Source organism: Nocardia sp. 348MFTsu5.1 (genome assembly GCF_000383535.1).
GTDB classification, from domain to species: domain Bacteria; phylum Actinomycetota; class Actinomycetes; order Mycobacteriales; family Mycobacteriaceae; genus Williamsia; species Williamsia faeni.
Window position 1 is genome coordinate 267,084 of record NZ_KB911510.1, and the last position, 22,541, is coordinate 289,624.

Annotated in this window: 24 protein-coding genes; 16 read left to right on the forward strand and 8 right to left on the reverse strand. The window is 64.5% G+C overall.

Features of this window, described 5'->3' with window-relative positions; translation table 11 throughout:
* Window positions 1-71: 71 nt before the first annotated feature.
* From H290_RS0104560 to H290_RS0104580, 5 genes are all read left to right on the forward strand, one after another.
* On the forward strand, window positions 72-272 hold the full coding sequence (locus H290_RS0104560; RefSeq protein ID WP_020105586.1) for a hypothetical protein: 201 nt from the start codon (window positions 72-74) through the stop codon (window positions 270-272).
* A gap of 378 nt (window positions 273-650) precedes the next feature.
* Window positions 651-1,736, forward strand: a complete 1,086-nt coding sequence (locus H290_RS0104565) for a sulfate ABC transporter substrate-binding protein (RefSeq protein WP_020105587.1) — start codon at window positions 651-653, stop codon at window positions 1,734-1,736.
* Window positions 1,733-2,581 carry a sulfate ABC transporter permease subunit CysT gene (gene cysT, locus H290_RS0104570; protein WP_020105588.1) on the forward strand — a complete coding sequence of 283 codons (849 nt, stop codon included), beginning with the start codon at window positions 1,733-1,735 and terminating at the stop codon, window positions 2,579-2,581. The genes H290_RS0104565 and cysT overlap by 4 nt, the downstream gene beginning before the upstream one ends.
* Entirely contained in the window at window positions 2,578-3,474 is an 897-nt protein-coding gene (gene cysW, locus H290_RS0104575; protein ID WP_020105589.1) for a sulfate ABC transporter permease subunit CysW, read from the forward strand. The genes cysT and cysW overlap by 4 nt, the downstream gene beginning before the upstream one ends.
* Complete coding sequence (locus tag H290_RS0104580; protein ID WP_020105590.1) at window positions 3,471-4,469, forward strand: sulfate/molybdate ABC transporter ATP-binding protein; 999 nt, start codon at window positions 3,471-3,473, stop codon at window positions 4,467-4,469. The genes cysW and H290_RS0104580 overlap by 4 nt, the downstream gene beginning before the upstream one ends.
* A 107-nt stretch (window positions 4,470-4,576) precedes the next feature.
* Here H290_RS0104580 and H290_RS0104585 read toward each other — a convergent pair whose 3' ends face one another.
* Window positions 4,577-5,419, reverse strand: a complete 843-nt coding sequence (locus tag H290_RS0104585) for an alpha/beta fold hydrolase (RefSeq protein WP_020105591.1) — start codon at window positions 5,417-5,419, stop codon at window positions 4,577-4,579.
* A gap of 62 nt (window positions 5,420-5,481) precedes the next feature.
* Between H290_RS0104585 and H290_RS0104590 the strand changes: the two genes are divergently transcribed.
* Window positions 5,482-6,087: a TetR/AcrR family transcriptional regulator gene (locus H290_RS0104590; protein ID WP_036518168.1), complete on the forward strand. Its 606-nt coding sequence runs from the start codon at window positions 5,482-5,484 to the stop codon at window positions 6,085-6,087.
* 91 nt (window positions 6,088-6,178) lie between these two features.
* Here H290_RS0104590 and H290_RS0104595 read toward each other — a convergent pair whose 3' ends face one another.
* The 6 genes from H290_RS0104595 to H290_RS27800 form a co-directional block, all read right to left on the reverse strand.
* Window positions 6,179-6,901: a sirohydrochlorin chelatase gene (locus H290_RS0104595; protein WP_020105593.1), complete on the reverse strand. Its 723-nt coding sequence runs from the start codon at window positions 6,899-6,901 to the stop codon at window positions 6,179-6,181.
* On the reverse strand, window positions 6,898-8,193 hold the full coding sequence (locus H290_RS0104600; RefSeq protein ID WP_020105594.1) for a sulfate adenylyltransferase subunit 1: 1,296 nt from the start codon (window positions 8,191-8,193) through the stop codon (window positions 6,898-6,900). Before H290_RS0104600 ends, H290_RS0104595 begins: the two co-directional genes overlap by 4 nt.
* Window positions 8,193-9,131: a sulfate adenylyltransferase subunit CysD gene (gene cysD / locus H290_RS0104605; RefSeq protein WP_020105595.1), complete on the reverse strand. Its 939-nt coding sequence runs from the start codon at window positions 9,129-9,131 to the stop codon at window positions 8,193-8,195. Before cysD ends, H290_RS0104600 begins: the two co-directional genes overlap by 1 nt.
* Window positions 9,128-9,859: a phosphoadenylyl-sulfate reductase gene (locus H290_RS0104610; protein WP_020105596.1), complete on the reverse strand. Its 732-nt coding sequence runs from the start codon at window positions 9,857-9,859 to the stop codon at window positions 9,128-9,130. The genes cysD and H290_RS0104610 overlap by 4 nt, the downstream gene beginning before the upstream one ends.
* Window positions 9,856-11,556 (reverse strand): nitrite/sulfite reductase, encoded by a 1,701-nt coding sequence (locus tag H290_RS0104615; protein ID WP_020105597.1) that lies wholly within the window; start codon window positions 11,554-11,556, stop codon window positions 9,856-9,858. The genes H290_RS0104610 and H290_RS0104615 overlap by 4 nt, the downstream gene beginning before the upstream one ends.
* 353 nt (window positions 11,557-11,909) lie before the next feature.
* Window positions 11,910-12,509, reverse strand: coding sequence for a potassium channel family protein (locus H290_RS27800; protein ID WP_020105598.1), 600 nt, complete (start codon window positions 12,507-12,509; stop codon window positions 11,910-11,912).
* 71 nt (window positions 12,510-12,580) lie between these two features.
* Here H290_RS27800 and hemW point away from each other — a divergent pair, with 71 nt between their 5' ends.
* Window positions 12,581-13,753, forward strand: a complete 1,173-nt coding sequence (gene hemW / locus H290_RS0104625; protein ID WP_020105599.1) for a radical SAM family heme chaperone HemW — start codon at window positions 12,581-12,583, stop codon at window positions 13,751-13,753.
* Here the strand turns inward: hemW and H290_RS30545 are convergent.
* Window positions 13,665-14,099, reverse strand: a complete 435-nt coding sequence (locus tag H290_RS30545) for a type II toxin-antitoxin system VapB family antitoxin (RefSeq protein ID WP_081631501.1) — start codon at window positions 14,097-14,099, stop codon at window positions 13,665-13,667. The two genes, hemW and H290_RS30545, sit on opposite strands and share 89 nt — an antisense overlap.
* A gap of 109 nt (window positions 14,100-14,208) precedes the next feature.
* On the opposite strand from H290_RS30545, the gene hrcA reads away from it, so the two are divergent.
* The 9 genes from hrcA (at window position 14,209) to era (ending at window position 22,513) form a co-directional block, all read left to right on the forward strand.
* Complete coding sequence (hrcA, locus tag H290_RS0104630) at window positions 14,209-15,243, forward strand: heat-inducible transcriptional repressor HrcA (RefSeq protein WP_020105600.1); 1,035 nt, start codon at window positions 14,209-14,211, stop codon at window positions 15,241-15,243.
* A 107-nt stretch (window positions 15,244-15,350) separates the two neighbouring features.
* Entirely contained in the window at window positions 15,351-16,508 is a 1,158-nt protein-coding gene (gene dnaJ, locus H290_RS0104635; RefSeq protein WP_020105601.1) for a molecular chaperone DnaJ, read from the forward strand.
* A 10-nt stretch (window positions 16,509-16,518) separates the two neighbouring features.
* Window positions 16,519-17,280 carry a 16S rRNA (uracil(1498)-N(3))-methyltransferase gene (locus tag H290_RS0104640; RefSeq protein WP_020105602.1) on the forward strand — a complete coding sequence of 254 codons (762 nt, stop codon included), beginning with the start codon at window positions 16,519-16,521 and terminating at the stop codon, window positions 17,278-17,280.
* Entirely contained in the window at window positions 17,274-18,050 is a 777-nt protein-coding gene (locus H290_RS0104645) for a S9 family peptidase (protein ID WP_020105603.1), read from the forward strand. The genes H290_RS0104640 and H290_RS0104645 overlap by 7 nt, the downstream gene beginning before the upstream one ends.
* 137 nt (window positions 18,051-18,187) lie before the next feature.
* On the forward strand, window positions 18,188-19,255 hold the full coding sequence (locus tag H290_RS0104650) for a PhoH family protein (RefSeq protein ID WP_020105604.1): 1,068 nt from the start codon (window positions 18,188-18,190) through the stop codon (window positions 19,253-19,255).
* Window positions 19,252-19,803 (forward strand): rRNA maturation RNase YbeY, encoded by a 552-nt coding sequence (gene ybeY, locus H290_RS0104655; protein ID WP_020105605.1) that lies wholly within the window; start codon window positions 19,252-19,254, stop codon window positions 19,801-19,803. The genes H290_RS0104650 and ybeY overlap by 4 nt, the downstream gene beginning before the upstream one ends.
* Window positions 19,804-19,809: 6 nt before the next feature.
* Window positions 19,810-21,225 (forward strand): hemolysin family protein, encoded by a 1,416-nt coding sequence (locus tag H290_RS0104660; RefSeq protein ID WP_020105606.1) that lies wholly within the window; start codon window positions 19,810-19,812, stop codon window positions 21,223-21,225.
* On the forward strand, window positions 21,222-21,596 hold the full coding sequence (locus H290_RS0104665; protein ID WP_020105607.1) for a hypothetical protein: 375 nt from the start codon (window positions 21,222-21,224) through the stop codon (window positions 21,594-21,596). The genes H290_RS0104660 and H290_RS0104665 overlap by 4 nt, the downstream gene beginning before the upstream one ends.
* A complete protein-coding gene (gene era / locus H290_RS0104670; protein ID WP_020105608.1) occupies window positions 21,596-22,513 on the forward strand; it encodes a GTPase Era in 918 nt (305 codons plus the stop codon). Before H290_RS0104665 ends, era begins: the two co-directional genes overlap by 1 nt.
* The last annotated feature ends 28 nt before the right edge of the window (window positions 22,514-22,541 follow it).

A 22,541-nucleotide genomic window follows, 5' to 3' on the forward strand; every position in this document is an offset into this window, starting at 1 on the left:
GGGACCCCCGGTGATTGCGCCTCCGGACTTTTAATCACGGTGATCAAAAATCGAGGGGCTAGGCTGGCCCGGTGGATTCATTGACCCGATGGTGGGATGGCGTCGAAGAGTGGCTGACGTCGATGTCGTTTGTGCCGCAGCTCCTTGTCTGCGCGGCGATCGTCATCCCGCTTGCAATCGGCATCGCTGTGTTGATGAATGTCCTGGTAGATGCATCGTTTCGGCTCTTTGACCGTCGCGATTCAACTGATGTCGATGGAGGGGAACGGTAATGCCGCGCTCGAAGGTCACCGTCGCTTTGATCGGTCTGGTTGTTTTGGTTGTCGTCGCCTGGTTGATCCTGCGCTGATCGGGCCTCACCCGACCCCTTGTTCGTGAGGTTCACACGCCAAATTCTGGTGCTAATGTTCCGCCTATGTCTGCAGCCGACGGTTACCGCGTGCACCACACACTGGTGCTCTTTGCGGTCGAATATCGCTCTGTTTTTGACGCACTCTGTCGTTGAACGCCGTCCAGATTCGGGCCGTCGCCCACGACTCGCTCATCCATAGACCTACTGACAGTGAATATAAGGGGATACAACTATGCTTTTCCGATCCTCGCGCCATGCGCGGCCACGGGGGCGAAAGCGGAGCTGGACAGATCTGTCTGTGGCCGGTTCGCTCTCCGTGCTGGTCGTATCGGCGTTGGTGTTGTCGGGCTGTGGGGGCGGCTCGACAGACGAACCCGGAGGTCAAGATATCTCCAGCGGTTCGCATCACCTGAATTTGTACGCGTACGCGGTGCCGAAGGTCGGCTACGACGCGATCATCCCGGCCTTCCGGGATACACCGGAAGGCGAGGACATCGGCTTCTCGGCGTCCTACGGGGCCTCGGGTGACCAGTCGCGCAAGGTCGCCCGCCGGGTTCCTGCCGACGTGGTGAACTTCTCGGTCGCGCCCGACATCACCCGCCTGGTGAAAGCCGGTGTGGTCGACAAGGATTGGGCCGAGCAGTACCCCAACGGAAGCACGCCTTTCGGTTCGGTGGTCGCGTTGGTGGTCCGTGAGGGCAACCCCAAGAACATTCAGACCTGGGACGACCTGCTCAAGCCGGGCGTCCAGGTGGTCACTCCGAACCCGGGTAGCTCGGGATCGGCCAAGTGGAACTTGCTGGCACCGTACTCCGCGAAGAGCAACGGCGGTGTCGACAACCAGGCCGGCCTCGACTATGTCGCCGAGCTCGTCCGCGATCACACGAAGGTCCAGCCGAAGTCCGGACGCGAAGCCACCACCGCTTTCGAGCAGGGTCAGGGCGACGTGCTGATCAGCTACGAGAACGAGGCGATCTTCCTCAAGAATCAGAATGCGACCGCCGAGCCGGGGGAGCGCGTCGACTACGTCATTCCGTCCGAGACCTTCAAGATCGAGAACCCGGTCGCGGTGGTGAACACCACCGAGGAGAAGGACGCCGCCAACGCCTTCGTCAGCTACCTGTTCACCCCGGAAGCGCAGCGGATCTGGGCCGAAAACGGATTCCGCCCGGTTGATCCGGCGGTGCTCGAAGAGACCAAATCCCTGTTCCCGGGTGACATCGCGAAACTCTGGACGATCAAGGAGTTGGGTGCTGTGCTGGGCGAGGGGACGGCCGCCAAGAACGACGGCAAGGACCTGAAGGGCTGGTCCGCTGTGGACAAGGCGCTGTTCGGTGCGTCGGGTGCCATCACCAAGATCTACAACGCCGGAGGCAACGTATGACCATCACCGAAGTGGCGCCACCGGTCGCCAAGTCCAAGCCCACCAGACGCACCTGGGGCAGTGTGGGACCGCTGGGTGTCGGAGTTGCAATGCTGTGGCTCACCATCATCGTGCTCCTGCCCCTCGCCGCGATCACCAGCGAGGCGTTCGACGACGGGTGGAGCGGTTTCTGGGATGCGGTCACCGCCGAGGGTGCTCTCAACGCACTCAAGATCACGGTCCTGGTCTCCCTGGTCGTCGCCGTGATCAACGTGGTCATGGGCACGATCATCGCCTGGGTTCTGGTTCGTGACGAGTTCCCCGGCAAGCGGTACGTCAACGCACTGATCGACCTTCCGTTCGCGCTGCCGACGATCGTCGCCAGCCTCGTGTTGCTCTCGCTCTACGGCCCGAACAGCCCGATCAACGTCGAGCTCAACGCCACCCAGCCCGCGCTGGTTATCGCCCTGGCCTTCGTGACGCTCCCGTTCGTGGTGCGTCAGGTCCAGCCGGTGCTGATCGAGATCGACAAAGAGGTCGAGGATGCAGCCGCTTCGCTGGGCGCCAACAACTGGGTCATCTGGTGGAAGATCGTCTTTCCCGCACTGGCCCCGGCAGTCCTTTCCGGTGCCGGCCTCGCCTTCAGCCGCGCCATCGGTGAGTTCGGTTCCGTGGTGCTGATCGGCGGCAACATCCCGGGCGAAACCCAGGTTGCGTCGCAGTACATCCAGCAGCAGATCGAGGTCGACTCACCGGTCGATGCCGCAACCGTTTCCCTGGTGCTGCTGCTGATCGCGTTTGTGGTGCTGCTGGTACTACGCGTTGTGGGTCAACGGACCTCACGCCGTGAGGAGCTGAACTCGTGAAACTGTCTGCCTTTCCCCGCATCTCGTTGCGCATCATCGCGCTGCTCTACCTGTTCGTCCTGGTGGTGGTCCCGGTGGGACTCATCTTCTGGCGGTCCTTCGAACACGGCATCGCCCAGTTCTGGGACTGGATCACCACCCCGGCCGCGATCTCGGCTCTGCAGTTGAGCCTGTTGATCGTCGCGATTGTGGTGCCGCTCAACGTGATCTTCGGTGTCTTCACGGCACTCGCACTGGTGCGCGGACGTTTCCGCGGACGCGGAGTGATGGAAGCGATCGTCGACCTCCCCTTTGCCGTCTCGCCGATCGTTGTCGGTGTGGCCCTGATCCTGTTGTGGGGCTATGGCGGTTGGTTCGGTGGTCTGGAGAGCACCGGTTTCCGGGTGATCTTCGGCCTGCCGGGCATGGTCCTGGCAACACTGTTCGTGACGTTGCCGTTTGTTGTCCGCGAAGTCGAACCGGTGCTGCGTGAGATCGGAACCGAGCAAGAAGAGGCCGCGGCAACACTCGGGGCCAGCGGATGGCAGACGTTCTGGCGGATCACCTTGCCGGCGATCCGGTGGGGCCTGTCGTACGGCGTGGTGTTGACCATCGCCCGTGCGCTCGGTGAGTACGGCGCCGTGATCATCGTGTCGTCCAACCTGCCCGGTGTCTCGCAGACACTGACACTGCTGGTGTCGTCGCGCTACACCGACGATTACAACGAGTACGGTGCGTACGCAGCCGCGACTCTGCTGATGATGATCGCGATCATCGTGTTGCTGCTGATGACTTTTGTCGGCAAGCGAACTGACACCAATCAACTGTCCCGCCGAAGCGCGAGCAAAGAGGCCGATGCGGTTGCTGCCCCGGCTGAAACAAGCCCGAAAACCCAGGAGAGTGAACTGGTATGACCATCTCGGTAATCGACGCGAACAAGCATTATGGAGACTTCGCCGCGCTCGACAACGTCTCGATCGACATCCCGGTCGGTTCGCTGACCGCATTGCTCGGACCTTCCGGGTCGGGCAAGTCGACACTCCTGCGGGCGATCGCCGGCCTCGACCAGCTCGATTCGGGAACGGTGATCATCAACGGCGACGACGTCACGCGGGTGTCGCCGCAGAACCGCGACATCGGGTTCGTGTTCCAGCATTACGCCGCGTTCAAGCACATGACGGTGCGGGACAACGTCGCCTTCGGTTTGAAGATCCGGAAGCGCCCGAAGCCCGAGATCAAGAAGAAGGTCGACGAGCTGCTCGAGGTCGTCGGGCTGGCGGGCTTCCAAACCCGTTACCCGGCACAGCTTTCGGGTGGTCAGCGTCAGCGCATGGCGTTGGCGAGGGCGCTCGCCGTCGACCCGAAGGTGCTGCTGCTCGACGAGCCTTTCGGTGCTCTCGACGCGAAGGTCCGCGAAGACCTGCGGGCATGGCTCCGTCGTCTGCACGACGAGGTGCACGTGACCACCGTCCTGGTGACCCACGATCAGCAGGAAGCCCTCGACGTCGCCGACCGCATCGCGGTGCTCAACAAGGGCCGTATCGAGCAGATCGGTTCACCGGCGGACCTGTACGACCGTCCCGAGAACCCGTTTGTCATGTCGTTCCTCGGCTCCGTGGCCAAGCTCAACGGTGTTCTGGTGCGGCCGCATGACATTCGGGTCGGGCGTACTCCGGACCTGGCGCTGGATTCCGCTGAAACCGCAGCCGCGGAGACGGGCGTCATCAAGGCGCGGGTCAAGCGTGTTGTGTATCTGGGCTTCGAAGTTCGGGTGGAGTTCGAAAACCTCGCCACCAATGAGGACTTCCACGCGCAGATCACGCGCGGCGACGCGGCAGCACTGGGACTCAACGACGGTGACGAGGTGTACGTGCGGGCCACGCACATCCCTGAGGCCGCGCTGGCCTGACCTCGGCGCCCTCCCACGCTCCGCAAACGAGCCATCTATACGAAGACGAGCCACAAATATGCGGCTCGTCTTCGTATAGGTGGCTCGTTTGGGGTTGGGAGGGGCAATCAGGTGGTCTGCAGGAACTCGGCGATGAGTTCGGCGGTGCGCTCGGGTTGGTCGAGCATGATCAGCACGTAGGCGTCGTGGACTTCGACGAGTTTGCCATTTGGTGCGAGATCGGCCAAACGTCGACCGTGCTCGCGGCGCATCACGTTGGTTTCCGGGGCCCAAAGCACCAGTGTCGGACCCGTGAACTCGCGCAGCTGCTCGGTGTCGGCGATCAGGGCGCGTTTGTCGAATTTGGTTCCGCGGGCGTAGGCGAGTACGTCGCGACGGACATCGGCCGACGCCAGGCCGGGATCGGTCCAGGAGGTGATGATGTCGTCCGGGATCGGTTTCTTTGCCATCAGTCCGAGCACCATCGGGGTTCTGCGGAGTATCCGGCTACGGAACTGGCGCAGCGCGAACGTTATTCCGCCCGGCACCGTCGCCGCGACCACGGCCATCTTGCCCGGGAATCCGGGTGGGAAATTGTCGAATGCTTCGGCCGGGCAGATCACCAGGCGGCTCACCCGCTCCCCGGTCTGCAGTTCGGGCAGGAACAGCGGACCGCCCCAATCGCTGAGCACGACTGTTGCGTCCCGGAGGTCCAGCGCCGACAGGAAGTCGGAGAGGACCCCGACCATCCCGGGCATCGTCAGATCTGCGTCGCGCTTCATCGGGATGCGATGACCGCCGAGGGGCAGGATCGGCAGTAGATAGCGAAAAGTGTTGGGAAGCAGAGGGAGTACGAGGTCCCACTGATGGTCGTTCATGAGCAGTCCGTGCGTGAACACCACCGGCCGTCCGTGTGGATCACCGGCTTCGCGATACTCGATGGTGCCTGCGGTCAGTTCGACGCTTTGCATCAGAGATCTCCTAGAGCGTTCGTTCTAGAGCGACTGTTCTAGTATGGATGGAGGAGGTATTGATGGCAAGGGGTACGCGCGAATCGATTCTGACTGCCGCGATCGAACTCATGCGTGCGCACGGGTATGCGGCGTTGAGCATGAAGCAGATCGTGGCGGCCTCTGGTGCGCCGATCGGATCGATCTATCACCACTTTCCGGAGGGAAAGGCGCAGATCGCGAGGGAGGCCCTGGTCAATGCCGGCGTCGCCTACGCCGCCGTCATACCGATGGTGATGGCCGACCAACTCGACCTGGGTGCGGGCATCCGGTTCGCGTTTGCCCAAGCGGCCGAAGACATGGAATCGACCGGATACGCGAACATGTGCCCCGTGTCGACGGTTGCCGGCGAGGTGGCAAACGCCGACGAGTCACTCAGGGCGGCGGCGGCGTCAATCTTCGGTGACTGGATCACGCTGGGGCGCATGTATTTTCACAGTCGGGGCCTGACGGAGGACCTCGCCGAAGAGGTGGTGATCGCGATCATCTGCTCGCTCGAAGGTGCCTTCGTGATGTCGCGGACACTCCGCAGCAAGGCGCCGCTGCTGGCGGCCGGGCGCGCATTGTCGGGGAGCTACAACGGGATTGCGCTCCTGCCGTTGCCTGTCGACTCGCAAACGCTCCGCTGAGGACGCAAACGCTCCACAAATACGAAGACGCTCCGCATACATGTGGAGCGTCTTCGCATATCCGGAGCGTTTGCGCGGAGGGCGGGGAGGGTCAGGCGTGGACGGGGAGTGCGGCGCGGTAGCGATCGCAGACGACGTCGATCAGAGCCGGGTGGGCACCGAGAGGTCCGGCGATCTGAGCACCTGGTGCGAGATTGTCGATGGCGGTGTCGACGCGTTCGGTCAGCAGCCCTGCCGACAAGAAATACGGGCTCACAACGATGCGCTGTGCGCCCTTGCGGCGAAGGTTGTCGATGGCGGCGCGCAACGTCTCGTTGGCCTTGCCGAGGCGGGTCGCGAACACGAGTTCCACCAGCGGGGTACCGATTTCGAGAGCCAACTCGGTTGCCCGGGCCCGCACGGCGTTGTCTGCCACGACGTCGCTGGAGCCGACGGCCGTCATCACGACACCGTCGGTTCGACGCAGGCCGACCTGGTCGAGACGATCGGCCAAGGCGGTGACGATTCGCGGGTCGCCGCCCAGGGTGGGCAGCTGACGGACCGTCAGAGTCGGGTTGTCGCGGCAGGCCTGATCGACCAGCGAAGGCAGGTCGATCTTGCTGTGGAAAGCCTCCGACAACAGCAGCGGCGCGAGCAAGATCTCGCCGCTGCACTGCGCCAGGACCTCGGACACCGTGGGGGTGTTGAGGTCGAGGTACGCCAGCCGCACATCCACGTCGCCGAGGCGATCGCGGACGGCGGCACTGATCCGTGCCACGGTGGCCGCGAACCGAGGGTCGCGGCTACCGTGGGCAGCAAGGATCAGTGTTGTCACACAAGCTCTTTCAGGTGCAACGTCGACAATGCGTCGCCCACCAGGCCGGCGCCGAGGGTGTTGCCACCCTGCGGGTCGATCAGCAGGAAGCTGCCGGTCTCGCGGTTGGTGTTGTAGTCGTCGGCGCTGATCGGCTGCGCGGTCTGCACCGAGATGCGGCCGATCTGATTGAGCTCCAACGATTCCGGGGATTCGCGCAGTACCAGTTCCTGCTCGTCGAAGAGGACTTCGAGTCCGCCGACGATGGCCTGGGTGGTGCGGGCACCGTGCTTGAGCAGCAGGCGGGCGCCGGGACGCAACGGCTTGTCGCCCAACCAGCAGACGGTGGCGCTGAACTGCGAGATCGGTTCGGGTGCATCGGACACCGCAGCGATGACATCGCCGCGCGAGACGTCGACGTTGTCGGCCAGAATGACTGTGATGCTCCGGCCGGTGTGCGCCGACTCGAGCGAACCGTCGGCCGTGTCGATCCGCTCGACGGTGGTGCGGGTGCCGGACGGCAGGATCACCACCTCGTCACCGACCGTCACCCGGCCCGCGGCAACCTGACCGGCATAGCCGCGGTAGTCCGGGTATTCCGCTGTGCGAGGCCGGATCACGTACTGGACCGGGAACCGGAAGCCGACCGGCTTGCGATCCTCACCGGCGGGCACCGATTCGAGATGCTCGATCAGGGTCGGTCCGGTGTAGAACGGGGTCTTGTCGGACCGGATCGCCACGTTGTCGCCGTGCAGCGCCGACACCGGGATGGAGACGACGCGTTCAGCGCTCCACCCAAGGGACGTCGTCATGTCGGTGAACTCGGTGCGGATCTCGTTGAAGACCTTCTCCGGATCGTCGACGAGGTCGATCTTGTTGACCGCCAGCACCAGACGCGGAACTCCGAGCAACGCCATCACCGCGGCGTGCCGGCGGGTCTGCGAGATGACACCCTTACGGGCGTCGACCAGCAGGATCACCAGACCGGCCGTGGAGGCGCCGGAGACGGTGTTGCGCGTGTACTGCACGTGTCCGGGGGTGTCGGCGAGAACAAACGACCGGGCCGGGGTGGCGAAGTAGCGGTAGGCGACATCGATGGTGATGCCCTGTTCACGTTCGGCGCGCAGACCGTCGACCAGCAGCGACAGGTCGGGCTGGTCGAGACCGCGGTCCACCGATGCCCGGGTGACGGCGTCGATCTGGTCGGCCAGAACCGATTTGGTGTCGTAGAGCAACCGGCCCACGAGAGTGGACTTGCCGTCGTCGACGCTGCCGGCCGTCGCCAACCGGAGCAGATCTGGAGCATGATTCATCAGAAGTAGCCTTCTCGTTTGCGGTCTTCCATGGCGGCTTCGGACACACGGTCGTCGCCGCGGGTGGCACCGCGTTCGGTGAGTCGGGAAGCGGCGACCTCGGCCAGCACGGCTTCGTTGTCGGTGGCGTCGGAGAGAACCGCGCCGGTGGTGGATCCGTCGCCCACGGTGCGGTAGCGAACCGAAAGGGTCTGCAGCTCTTCACCTTCGGCGGGGCCGCCCCAGACACCGGGCGTCATCCACATACCGTCACGCGAGTAGACCTCACGCTGATGGGCATAGTAGATCGACGGAAGCAGTACCTGCTCGCGGGCGATGTAGCGCCAGACGTCGAGCTCGGTCCAGTTGGACAGCGGGAACACGCGGACGTGCTCGCCGGGGGCGTGCTTGCCGTTGTAGAGGTTCCACAGTTCGGGGCGCTGACGCTTGGGATCCCACTGACCGAATGCGTTGCGCAGCGAGAAGATCCGCTCCTTGGCGCGGGAGCGTTCCTCGTCGCGGCGGGCGCCACCGAAGACCGCGTCGAAGCGGTTCTCGGTGATCCCGTCGAGCAGCGGCACAGTCTGCAGCGGATTGCGGATGCCGTCGGGCCGCTCGGTGAGGCGTCCGTCGGCGAGGTAGTCCTCGACCTTCGCGACATGCAGGCGAAGGTTGTGCCGCTCCACCACGTCGTCGCGGAACGCGAGGACCTCGGGCAGGTTGTGCCCGGTGTCGACGTGCAGAAGCGAGAACGGCAGCGGTGCCGGCCAGAATGCCTTCAGCGCGACGTGCAGCAGGACCGTGGAGTCCTTGCCGCCCGAGAAGAGGATCACCGGACGTTCGAACTCGCCGGCGACCTCACGGAAGATGTGAATCGCCTCGGACTCGAGGGCGTCCAGGGTGGTGAACTCGTCTTCGGTGTCGACCGGGAGGACGTTGGTGCTCGTTTCGATGGTCATGAGGCGTGCAACCCGCATTCTGTTTTGGCCAGACCGGCCCAGCGGCCGCTTCGTGGATCGGCACCGGCGATCGGCTTGCTGGTGCAGGGCGCGCATCCGATGGACGGATAGCCCTCGTCGACAAGGGGATTGACGAGTACGCCGTTGGCTTCGATGTACTGCTGGAACTGCTCGTCGGTCCAGGCGGCCAGCGGATTGATCTTCACCAGACCGAAGGCGTCGTCGAACGAGATCAGTGGGGCATTGGCCCGAGTGGGGGATTCGACCCGGCGGATTCCGCTGACCCAGGCCCGGTAACCGGACAGTTCCCGCTTCAGGGGTTCCACCTTGCGCAGGCGGCAGCACTCACTGGGATTGGAGGCGAACAGGTTTCGCCCGAGGAGGGCGTCCTGCTCGGCCACGCTCTGCTCGGCCCTGGCATTGACGATCTCGACGCCGTAGACCTGCTCGACCGCGTCGCGGGTTCCGATGGTCTCGGCAAAGTGGTACCCGGTGTCGAGGAAGAGCACCTTGAGCTTGTCGCCGCCGAGCTGCTCGGAGCTGATCGCATTGGTCGCGACATCGATCAGGACGGCGTCCTGCATATTCGACGCGACCAGGAAGTCGCTGCCGAATGTGTCTGCGGTCCAACGGAACAGGTCCTGTGCCGAGGCATCGGGTCCCAGTAGTGCCGCGCCGGCCTCGGCCAGCCCACGCAATTCCGTTTCATTGCGAACGGCGGTGTTCATCGCAAATCCTCCTCATCGGCGCGGATCGCCCACTGGGCGAACCGTTCCCCTTCATTGCGTTCCTTCACGAAGTTGCGGACAACCCGCTCCATGTAGTCACCGATATCGGTCGAGAGCACCTTGTGCTGGCGCAACTTTCGGCCGAATGCCGCGTCCTGGCCGAGGCTGCCACCGAGGTGCACCTGGAAGCCCTCGACGGTCTTGCCGTCGTTGTCCTCGACGAGCATGCCCTTGAATCCGATGTCGGCGATCTGGGCGCGGGCACAGGAGTTGGGGCAGCCGTTGATGTTGACGGTGATGGGTACGTCGAGCTGATCGTTGATGTCGGCCAGACGTCGTTCGAGATCAGGAACCAGGACCTGCGAACGCTTGCGTGTCTCGGTGAACGAGAGCTTGCAGAACTCGATGCCCGAGCAGGCCATCAGGTTGCGGCGCCACGGCGACGGGCGGGCCTCGAGGCCATGCTGGGAGACCTCGTCGATGAGCTGCTCGACCTTGTCGTCGGGAACGTCGAGGACCACGAGCTTCTGGTACGGCGTGAAGCGGATGCGGTCGGAGCCGGCTCGCTGGGCGGCGTCGGCAACGGCGGTCAGCTTGGTGCCGGAGACGCGGCCGGCGATGGCTGCGAATCCGACCGAGTTCAGGCCGCTCTTGAGCTTCTGAACGCCGATGTGATCACGGGGGGCGGTCAGTGGCGTGGGCGCCGGTCCGTCGATCAGCTTGCGGCCGAGGTACTCGTCTTCGAGGACCTGACGGAACTTCTCGATGCCCCAGTCCTTGATCAGGAACTTCAGGCGGGCCTTGGTGCGAAGCCGGCGGTAGCCGTAGTCGCGGAAGACCGAGACGACACCTTCCCAGACATCGGGGACCTCGTCGAGCGGGATCCAGGCACCGACCCGCTGCGCGAGCATGGGGTTGGTGGACAGGCCACCGCCGACCCAGAGGTCGAGTCCGGGGCCGTGCTCGGGATGGTTGACGCCGATGAAGGCGATGTCGTTGACCTCGTGGGCGACGTCCTGCAGGCCGGAGATCGCGGTCTTGAACTTGCGGGGCAGGTTCGAGTACTTCGGATCGCCGATGTAGCGGCGGACGATCTCGTCGATCGCCGGTGTGGGGTCGAGAACCTCATCGACCGCTTCACCGGCGAGCGGGGAGCCCAGGATGATGCGGGGGCAGTCGCCGCACGCTTCGGTGGTTTTGAGTCCGACTGCCTCGAGCCGGCTGAAGATCTCCGGGACGTTGCGGATGTCGATCCAGTGGTACTGGACGTTCTCGCGGTCGGAGAGGTCTGCGGTGTCGCGGCCGAACTCGGTTGACAGCTGACCGACGGTACGCAACTGCTCGACGTTCAGGGCGCCGCCGTCGCACCGCACCCGGAGCATGAAGTGCTTGGCCTCGAGGATGTCGATGTTGTCGTCGCCGGTCCAGGTGCCGTCGTAGCCCTCGGCGCGCTGGGTGTACAGGCCCCACCAGCGCATCCGGCCGCGGAGGTCCTGTTTGTCGATGGAATCGAAACCCTGCTTGGAGTAGATGTTCTCGATCCGCGCACGCACGTTGAGCGGGTTGTCGTCCTTCTTGACCTGCTCGTTGGGGTTCTGCGGTTCACGGTAGCCGAGCGCCCACTGACCTTCTGCTCGGCGCTTTACGGGACGCGCACGGCGCGCGGGCTTGCCGGGGGCGTCGGTCGTCGACGTCATGTTGCTCCTGTCTGGCGGACCCGGGGCAGCGGTGAGCGTGTGCCGATGGCACCCAAGAGTCCTGCGAAATGAAGTGAGGGGAGGGCGTAGTTAGCACGAGAACCCGGCGCAATCCCGGGCTGCGGGACGCGAAGCGGACGTGCTGATTACATGCGACAGAGCGCGCTGCATGCGCGCCCGAGATCAATGTGTCGCCGCATCGCGAGCCACACCCCTTGAGAAGTCACGTCGCCCATAGTGCCACGGACCCCCTCGATGCGTCTACTTGGGTTTATTTCGACTCATCTTGAGTCGAAGTCGGGCTGCCGGAATTTTCCGGCTACCAATCAGGCACAACAACCGGTGCGCAGAACTCATTCCGGGCCGGAAGATTTTCCGTCCCGAATATCGCGGCCCCACTTCACCGCGGCCAGGATCACCTTGATCCCCACACCGACGACGATCAGGTTGAGCACCATCTGGAAGCTGACCACCGCCCGGGACACGTCCACCGCGGCGGTGATGTCGCCGAATCCGACGGTCGCGAACACCGAGAGGGTGAAGTAGAGCGAGCCCATGAGGCTCAGCGGCTCGGTGAACTGGTCGGGATTGTTCTCCGACATCATGAAATAGCAGAGGGAGAACGCGAGCAGGTAGATCGGCCCGATGATCGCCAGCGCTTCGATGGCGTGGACCGCCGGGGCCGGCGATTTCAGGATCTGGCCGACCTGCCAGACCGCGGTCGCCATGGCGATGACCAGGAATCCGATCACGATCGCCAGTGACCACCAGTCGCTGAATTGGTCCCAGGGGACCAGGAAATACGCGACGAGATACAGGACCACGATGACCACCGATCGCAGCAGCGCCCAGACGAGCAGGTGGGTGGGCCAATCTGGTCTGCCTGCCGGTGTGTCGGCGGCTGGGGTATCGGCGCTCGGCTCATGCCCGTCCGACTTGTCTGTGGTTGCCATTGGCTTGACCCCTCGTGTGAAGTCGTCCTGAATTCGGTTGTGACAAGCGTGCCTGGGATGATCGTCTTACGATGGCAAACTTATCGATTCCGAAGTCTGACAGTGAAACGCCGCTGGGGCTGTACATCCACGTGCCATTCTGCGCGACACGCTGTGGTTACTGCGACTTCAACACCTATACGCCCGGTGAACTGGGCAGTGCGTCGTCGCCGGATCAATGGATGACCGCACTCGACGGCGAACTGGCGATGGCCGCCCGGCAGTTGTCGCCGGCGCGACCGGTGTCCACGATCTTTGTCGGGGGCGGCACGCCGTCGTTGCTCGGAGCTCAGGGACTAGGGCAGGTCCTGACGTCGGTGCGAAAGTACTTCGAGATCGCCGACGGCGCCGAGATCACCACCGAATCCAATCCGGAGTCGACGTCGCCGGAGTTCTTCGCCGGCATCGCAGGTGCCGGATTCAATCGGGTGTCGCTCGGAATGCAGTCTGCCGCAAGTCATGTACTCGCAGTGCTGGATCGCACCCACACACCGGGACGGGCGGTGGCGGCGGCCCGTGAGGCGCGTGAGGCCGGGATCGAGCACATCAACCTGGACCTGATCTACGGAACACCGGGTGAACGGGACGAGGATCTGGCGATGTCGCTGGACGCCGTTCTCGAAGCCGGGGTCGATCACGTCTCGGCCTATGCGCTGATCGTCGAGGACGGGACTGCGTTGGCCCGTCGGGTTCGCCGGGGCGAACTGCCCGCGCCCGACGACGATGTGCTGGCCAGTCGGTACGAGATGATCGACTCCCGGCTGACCGCGGCGGGGATGCGTTGGTACGAGGTGTCGAACTGGGCCCGGCCCGACGTCGCGAATGCGGAGTGCCGCCACAATCTCGGCTACTGGGACAGCGCTGACTGGTGGGGTGCGGGGCCCGGGGCGCATTCACATGTGGCGGGGGTTCGCTGGTGGAATCACAAACATCCGGCCACCTATGCGGCTGCGGTGGCCGCGGGCGACCTACCGGTGGCCGGCAGTGAGGAACTGACTGCGCAGGACCGCCATACCGAGCGGGTGATGCTCACGGTGCGGCGTTCGAGCGGGTTGCCCTGGACCGAACTCGACCCGGACGAACAGATGCGCGCGCGTCAGACGATCGCCGACGGTCTCACCGAGTTGGCCGGCGACGACCTGGTTCTGACCAGCCGTGGTCGACTACTGGCGGACGGCGTCGTCCGAAACCTGTTGGCGGGGTAGGGAATTCATTAGTGCTGTTCATGTTCTCGGGATTGGCCGATGCTGCCGAGAGGTGGTCGAGGTCGAGGAGCCGGGCGTGGATGACGTTCCGGTTCCTCAGTGCTGATCGCACAGCCCGGTGCAAGCCGTCCTCGAGGTAGATCTCGCCCTGCCATTGCACGGCGTGGGCGAACAGGTCGCCGTAGAACGTCGAATCCTCGGACAGCAGCTTGTCGAGCGCGAGGACGGTCGTGACAGTGGTCAGCTGGTCGAGCCGGAGCTGCCGCGGTGGGATCTTGGCCCAGTCGCGGATCGACAGCTGATGATCCGGATACGGTTTGCCGTCACGGACGCCCTTGAAAATCACCGGTTCACCGTAACCGGTATTCGTCGCCGTAGACTGGTCAAACGCTGTGAAGACGAATACGTCATCGTGGAACACGTTTTGCCCATCGTGAGACTGGAGGTGACTGCTCGTGTCGAGCACCGACGATCGTCGTTTCGAGGTCCTGCGCGCCATCGTGACGGACTACGTCGCCACCCAGGAGCCGGTGGGCTCCAAGGTGCTGGTCGACCGTCATCACCTCGGTGTGTCGAGCGCCACAGTCCGCAACGACATGGCGGTCCTCGAAGCCGAGGGCTACATCACGCAGCCGCATACGAGTTCGGGTCGGGTGCCCACCGACAAGGGGTACCGGCTGTTCGTCGACCGCATCAGTGAGGTCAAGCCGATCTCCCAGGTCGAGCGGCGGGCGATCCTGAGTTTTCTCGATTCCGGTGTCGACCTCGACGACGTCCTGCGGCGTTCGGTGCAGTTGCTGGCCCAGCTGACCCGGCAGGTCGCGGTGATCCAGTACCCGGTTCTCTCATCGTCCGCGGTTCGGCACCTCGAAGTCGTCGCGCTGACCCCGGCGAGGTTGCTGCTCGTGGTGATTCTCGACACCGGTCGCGTGGAGCAGCGCATCGTCGATCTGGGCGAGGACCTGGGCGATCAGGAGATCACCCAGCTGCGGGACATGTTCTCGGCCGCCCTGAACGGGCAGCGCCTTGAGATCGCCTCCCATGCCGTCGCCGAACTCGCCAACAAGGCTCCCGAGGACCTGCATCAGCCCTTCATCAGGGTCGCCACCGTCCTGGTCGAGACCCTGGTCCAGCGCTCGGCCGATCGACTGGTGCTCGGTGGTACCTCCAACCTGACGCGGGCCGCCGCGGACTTCGCGCCGATGGCCGGGGCGATGGGTTCGGTGCTCGAGGCCCTGGAGGAACAGGTGGTTGTCCTCAAGCTGCTGGCCGCCACCCAGAACACCGGAACGGTGACGGTTCAGATCGGCGAAGAGACCCGTGAGGAGAACCTGCGGGGTACCGCGGTGGTTTCCACCGGGTACGGTGCCTCGGGAACAGTGTTCGGTGGCCTCGGAGTGCTGGGTCCGACCCGGATGGACTATCCGGGAACCATTGCCTCGGTCGCCGCCGTTGCCAGATATGTCGGTGAGGTACTTGCCGACCGATGATGTGCAGCGAAGCACATCAAGACGATCACCCAAAGACAGAGTGAAGACTTTCCGGACACCATCGGGTGCACCTCCGGAACTGCAGAGAGAACGGATGACTCACCGCCGTGGCACGTGATTACTACGGGATACTGGGCGTCGATCGGGGCGCCAGTGATCAGGAGATCAAGCGCGCGTACCGCAAGCTGGCCCGCGAGCTGCACCCGGACGTCAATCCCGACGAGTCCGCCCAAACCCGATTCCAGGATGTGTCGGCCGCCTACGAGGTGCTGACCGACCCGGAGAAGCGCCGGATCGTGGACGCCGGCGGCGACCCGCTGGCCTCGGCCGGTTCCGGTTACGGCGGCGGCTTCGGCAACGGAGGCTTCTCCGGTGGCCTCGGTGACGTCTTCGAGGCATTCTTCGGTGGGTCCGGAGGCGGTGGCTCACGCGGTCCGCGTGGCCGGGTCCAGGCCGGCTCGGATGCCCTGCTGCGGATGAAGCTCGATCTCGACGAATGCGCGGCGGGTGTCAACAAAGAGGTCAACGTCGACACCGCGATCCTGTGCGACGTCTGTACCGGTTCGGGAACCAACGGCAACAGCAAACCCGTCACCTGCTCCACCTGCCGGGGTGCGGGCGAGATCCAGTCGGTGCAGCGTTCATTCCTCGGTCAGGTGATGACCTCGCGGCCATGCCCCACCTGTAGCGGTGCGGGCGAGACCATCCCCGATCCCTGCCACAAGTGTGGCGGCGACGGCCGGGTGCGGGCACGACGCAAGCTGACGGTCAAGATCCCGGCCGGCGTCGGTGACGGGATGCGGGTGCGTCTGGTCGGCCAGGGTGAGGTCGGACCCGGTGGTGGACCGGCCGGTGACCTGTACGTCGAGGTCTCCGAAGTGGCCCACAGCGTGTTCGTCCGCGACAGCGACGACCTGCACTGCACGGTGCGGGTCCCGATGGTCGATGCAGCACTCGGCGGTGAACTGGAGATCGACACGGTTCTCGGCGGGTCCACCAAAGTGACCATCGAGCCGGGCACGCAGCCCGGCCAGGTCGCCAAGGTCCGCGGGCAGGGCATGCCCCATCTGCACACCGGTGTGCGCGGAACGCTCCACGTGCATCTCGACGTGGTGGTGCCGACCCGCCTCGACTCGCATCAGACCGCAAAGCTCAAGGAATACCGGAAGATCTCGGAGAGCGAGCAGATCGAGCTCGTGAACAGCGAATCGTCCAACACCGGTGGTCTGTTCTCGCGCCTGCGCAACGCATTCGCCGGGCGCTGACACCCGACCGATGAGCCCACCGCTGTTCTGGGTCGACCACGTCCCCGACGCCGGCGACGTCGTCCGGCTCGACGGAGACGAGGGGCGGCACGCGGTCACCGTCACCAGAGTTGTTGTCGGCGAACGGATCATCCTCGGCGACGGTGCCGGTCACACGGGACTGTGCGAGGTGATCGCCACCGAGGGTAAGTCGGCCCTGGAGGCCAGGGTCCTCGAAACCGTCGCCACCGGTTCGCCCGAGCCCCGGGTGACGGTGGTGCAGGCATTGCCCAAATCCGAACGGTCCGAACTGGCGGTCGATCTCGCGACCGAGGCCGGCGCCGATGAGATCGTGCCCTGGCAGAGTGCCCGGTGTGTCGCCAAATGGGTTGGGCCGAAGGCTGACAAGGGCGTGGCCAAGTGGCGGTCGGCGGCCGTGGCCGCCGCCAAGCAGAGTCGCCGGGCCCACATCCCGACCATCGCGCCGCTGGCCCGGACCAGCGACGTGCGAACCATGGCGTCCGACGTGGTTCTCCGCGGCGGAGTGGTTGCGGTTCTGCATGAATCGGCGACGACCAGCCTGCGATCGCTGGACCTCGCTGTTCCCGAGATCATGCTCGTGGTGGGTCCCGAAGGCGGACTGGATGATTCCGAGATCGACGACCTGACGGCCGTCGGTGCCACCGCCGTCATGCTCGGTCCGGAGGTGCTGCGCACGTCGAGCGCGGCCGCGGTGGCACTCGGTGCGATCGGTGCGATGACGTCGCGCTGGGAGGTTCGTCCCCGGTGGTGAACGCCGTCAAGCGGGTGAAAGTTGCTTACGGGGAACGTAATTCGCAGTTCGGTCATGTCTATCTGCCGTCGGTGCCGACGGCAGGTCCGGTTCCGGTGATCGTGCTCATCCACGGCGGCTACTGGAGCACCGAGTTCGCGCTCACCATCGAGACCGCGATCGCGCGGGATCTCGCGGCCCGTGGCGCGGTGGTCTGGAACATCGAATACCGCCGCGTCGGCGAGGACGGTGGCGGGTGGCCGCGCACCGGCAACGACGTCGTCGCGGCGATCTCCGCGCTGGATGCCCCGGTCCGCTACGCGCTGCCCGAAGAGATCCTGAACAAGATCGACTGGTCGAAGGTCGCCATCATCGGCCATTCGGCGGGTGGGCAACTGGCCGTCTGGGCGACCTCGCGGCTCGGGGCGCGGACCAAGAAGGCGTCCATCGCCACCGTCATCGCCCAGGCCGCACCGTTGGACCTGCAAGTTCGCGAACGCGCAGTTCGCCCCTCGCTCCGGGCGCTGATGGGCGGTTCGATCACGGAGGTTCCGGCTCGGTATGCCGATGCCTCGCCCGTGGACCAGCCGATCTTTCCGGCACATGTGGTGGCCGTCCATGGCACCGAGGACTCGTCCGTCCCTGTCGAGGTCAGCCGCGACTATGTGCGCCGCGCCTCCACCGCCGGACAATCGGCCGAGCTGATCGAGGTGGCCGGCGAGGGCCACGATGTGTTCGTCGATCCGCGCAGCCGGGGACATCGAGAAACCGTCCGGGTGCTGGGTATATGAGGGTCTTGGCTGTGCTGCCCGAGGGCCTTGACAGGGGGCGAAATATTGATGTGAAGCACGGCGTTTGATGGACGTAGAATCAAAGCACCTACAACCCAATTCGCAGACCTAACGGCAGAGCAGGAGAAACACCTTTCGTGAGTGATGACAACAGCGCGACCCGGACGCAGAGCAGCGCGGCCGGAAACAGGGCGCCTGGCGCGGTGACCTCGACAATCGAAGTGTCGCCCGATGTCATCTTCGGACTGCTCGGTGCCGGGGACAAGAACCTCAAGGAACTCGAATCGCACCTCGTCGCCGATATTCATGTGCGGGGCAATGCCGTGACGCTCACCGGCGAACCGGCCGACATCGCGATCGCCGAACGGGTCCTGTCGGAGTTGGTGGGTGTGGTCCGGCGTGGCACCGACCTGAATCCTGACCTGGTGCGACACAGCGTGCGGATGCTGACCGACGGCTCCGGACAGTCACCCGCCGAGGTCCTCAGCCTCGACATCCTCTCCCGGCGCGGCAAGACGATCCGCCCGAAGACGCTCAACCAGAAGCATTACGTCGACGCCATCGACAAGAACACGATCGTGTTCGGGATGGGACCGGCCGGTACCGGCAAGACCTACCTGGCGATGGCCAAGGCCGTGCAGTCGTTGCAGAACAAAGAGGTCAGTCGCATCATCCTGACCCGGCCGGCGGTCGAGGCCGGCGAGCGCCTGGGGTTCCTGCCTGGCACCCTGCACGACAAGATCGACCCGTATCTGCGCCCGCTGCACGACGCGTTGCACGACATGATGGACCCCGAGGCCATTCCGAAGTTGATGGAAGCCGGTGTCATCGAGGTCGCGCCGTTGGCCTACATGCGTGGCCGCACCCTGAACGATGCGTTCATCATCCTCGACGAGGCCCAGAACACCACGGCCGAGCAGATGAAGATGTTCCTGACCCGTCTCGGGTTCGGCTCCAAGATCGTGGTCACCGGTGACGTCACTCAGGTCGATCTCCCCAGCGGCGGTTCCGAGAGCGGTTTGCGTGCGGCAGCCCGCATCCTCGAGGGCATCGACGACATCTACTTCTCGCAGCTCACCAGTGCCGACGTGGTCCGGCACCGCCTGGTGTCCGACATCGTCGACGCGTACGGACGCGCGGAGGCCGCGAACGAATTGCACGGAAACCGCGCCCAGCGTCGTGCCGGAAATGGACGGCACCGATGAGTATCGAGGTTTCCAACGAGTCGGGTGTCGATGTCCCGGAAGAGATGCTGATCGAGGTCGCGACGTTTGCGCTCGAGCGGATGGACGTCCATCCGGCAGCGGAGTTGTCGATGGTTCTCGTGGACAACGAGACGATGGCCGAGCTGCACATGCGCTGGATGGATCTGCCCGGACCCACCGACGTGATGAGTTTTCCGATGGACGAACTCAGCCCCGGTGGTCGGCCCGACACCGCCGGACCCGGCCCGTCGATGCTCGGCGACATCGTGATCTGCCCGGAGTTCGCAGCCGAGCAGGCCGCCACTGCCCGGCACTCCACCGACCATGAGTTGTCCGTGCTGACCGTGCACGGCGTATTGCATCTCCTCGGCTTCGATCATGCCGAACCCGAGGAAGAGAAGGCGATGTTCGGCCTGCAGGGCCAGATCATCGAAGACTGGTACGACGACCGCAGGTCGCGTGCACGTGCTGCCCGCGTTGCCGAGCGCGACGCAAAGCTGTTGAACAACATCGGTTTCGGAGAAGACAAACCGGCCGGGGAGAGCTGATCACCGGTGCTTTCTGACTTGTTGCCGCTGCTCGCCGCGGTGGCGCTGGTGCCCATTGGCGGCCTTTTTGCCGCTGTCGACAATGCTCTGATGACCGTGTCCCCGGCGCGGGTGGACGACCTGGTGAAGGACGGCCGCCCCGGCGCCCGCCGATTGCGGGACGTACTGTCCGATCGTCCGAAATATGTGGCACTGACGGTCTTGCTCCGGATCACGGCCGAGACCGCGGCCACGGTGTCCGCGGCCGTCTATGCGATGGACAAGCTCGGAACCGCGTGGGGTGTCGCCGCCGCGATCGCGGGTATGGCGGTGATCAATTACGTCGTGATCGGTGTCGGTCCCCGGACTCTGGGTGCGCAACATGCGTATTCGATCGCGGTGAACTCTGCTGCGGTACTGCAGGGCATCGGCGTGTTGCTGACGCCGTTGACGCGACTTCTGATCACCCTCGGTAATGCCATCACGCCCGGTAAGGGATTTCGCAACGGGCCGTTCGCGACCGAGGTCGAGCTGCGTGAAGTGGTCGACATGGCCGAACTCACCGGTGTGGTCGCGGCGGGGGAACGGAAGATGATCCAGTCCGTCTTCGACCTCGGCGACACCAGTGCTCGCGAGGTGATGGTTCCCCGCGGTGAGATGGTCTGGATCGAAGGCACAAAATCCGCGGCACAGGCGATGTCGCTGGCGGTGCGGTCAGGTCATTCGCGTCTGCCCGTGATCGGGGAGAACCCGGACGACGTGCTCGGAGTCGTGTATCTCAAAGATCTTGTCCAGCGGGGTCTTCCGCCGGCGCAACCGTCCGCGGTCGAGGTGCGGGAACTGATGCGTCCACCCGAGTTCATCCCCGACTCCAAACCCCTCGACAAAGTCCTGGCGGACATGCAGCGCAGCCACAATCACATGGCGGTGCTGGTCGACGAATACGGCGGCGTCGCCGGTCTGCTGACAATCGAGGATGTGCTCGAAGAGATCGTCGGTGAGATCAACGACGAATACGACAGCGACGAGACTCCGCCCATCGAGGCACTCGACGACGGCTCCGGTGGGTACCGGGTGTCGTCGCGCCTGCCCATCGGAGACCTCGCGGAACTCTTCGATGTCGAGATCGACGAGGACGACGTCGAAACCGTTGGTGGCCTGTTCGGGCTGGTGCTCGGTCGAGTGCCGTTGCCCGGCGCCACGGTCGAACTGCATGGCATCCGGCTGCTCGCGGAAGGTGGTCCCAACCGCCAGGGGCGCGTTCGGATCGTGTCGGTGGTCGTACACAAGCTCGCCGAGAAAGCGCTCGAAAAGAAGAAGAAGCGGAAGAAGAAGCGCGACGCCACGCCGGATCCGGCTGAAACCGACGTGGAACAGCTTGATCAGGAAGAGGACTCGGCTGAGAATGAAGACGGTTCGCAACAGCACGAGGAGGCCTCATGACTTCGGGTTCAGCCGGAACCGAGCTTGATGCCGAGGACGGAAAGTTGTTGACCCTGGCCCGCGGGGCGATGGCCCGCGCGGGTGCGTCCTCCGGTGCCGCGGTGCGTGACTCCGATGGGCGAACCTATTCCGCAGGGCCGGTTGAGCTTGCCGCACTACAACTTTCCGCGCTCCAGGTGGCCATTGCGATGGCAGTCGCGAGCGGCGCCGAAGGACTTGAAGCGGGACTGCTCGTCGGCGGTTCCGGAACTACCGGGGACCGTGCAGACACGGATCCCGGACTGGCGGCGCTGACTGAGGTGAGCTCGTCGGCGTACGCGATCGTCGCGGACGCAGGTGGCGGAAACCCGCGACGATTGGATCAAAAATAATGGCTGAGTCCGAAGAATTCCGTTCCGGCTTCGTGTGTTTCGTGGGACGGCCCAACACCGGCAAGTCGACATTGACCAACGCCCTCGTCGGCGAGAAGATCGCGATCACCTCCAGTCGCCCGCAGACCACCCGGCACACCATCCGCGGCATCGTCAATCGTGATGACACTCAACTGATCCTGGTGGACACCCCCGGTCTGCACCGGCCCCGGACACTGCTGGGCAAACGGCTGAACGATCTGGTGCGCGACACCTACTCAGAGGTCGACGCGATCGGTTTCTGTATTCCGGCCGACGAGAAGATCGGTCCCGGCGACCGGTGGATCGCGGAGCAGCTCAGGGAGATGGCGCCCAAGACGCCCGTGGTCGGTCTGGTCACCAAGATCGACAAGGTCAAGCCCGAACGTATTGCGCAACAGTTGATGGCGCTGTCGGCGCTCCTCGGGCCAGACGCCGAGGTCGTCCCGATCTCGGCAACGAAGGGCAAGCAACTCGACGTGCTCGTCGATGTGTTGCGAGGGCTGATGGAACCCGGGCCGGCCTTTTATCCCGATGGCGAACTCACCGACGAACCCGAGACAGTCCTGATGGCCGAGTTCATCAGAGAAGCGGCGCTCGAAGGTGTCTACGACGAATTGCCGCATTCGCTGGCGGTGGTGATCGAGGAGATCATCGAACGCGAACGCGGTGAGGATCAGATCCCGATGGTCGACATCCATGCGATCTTGTACGTCGAACGAAGCAGCCAAAAGGGCATCATCATCGGCAAGCAGGGTGCTCGCCTCAAAGAGGTCGGGACGGTGGCGCGAAAGCAGATCGAGCGGCTGCTGGGCGCCAAGGTCTACCTCGACCTGCATGTGAAGATCGCCAAGGACTGGCAGCGGGATCCGAAGCAACTGGGGCGCCTCGGATTCTGACGGATCTCCACCCGTGGTGTCATGACAA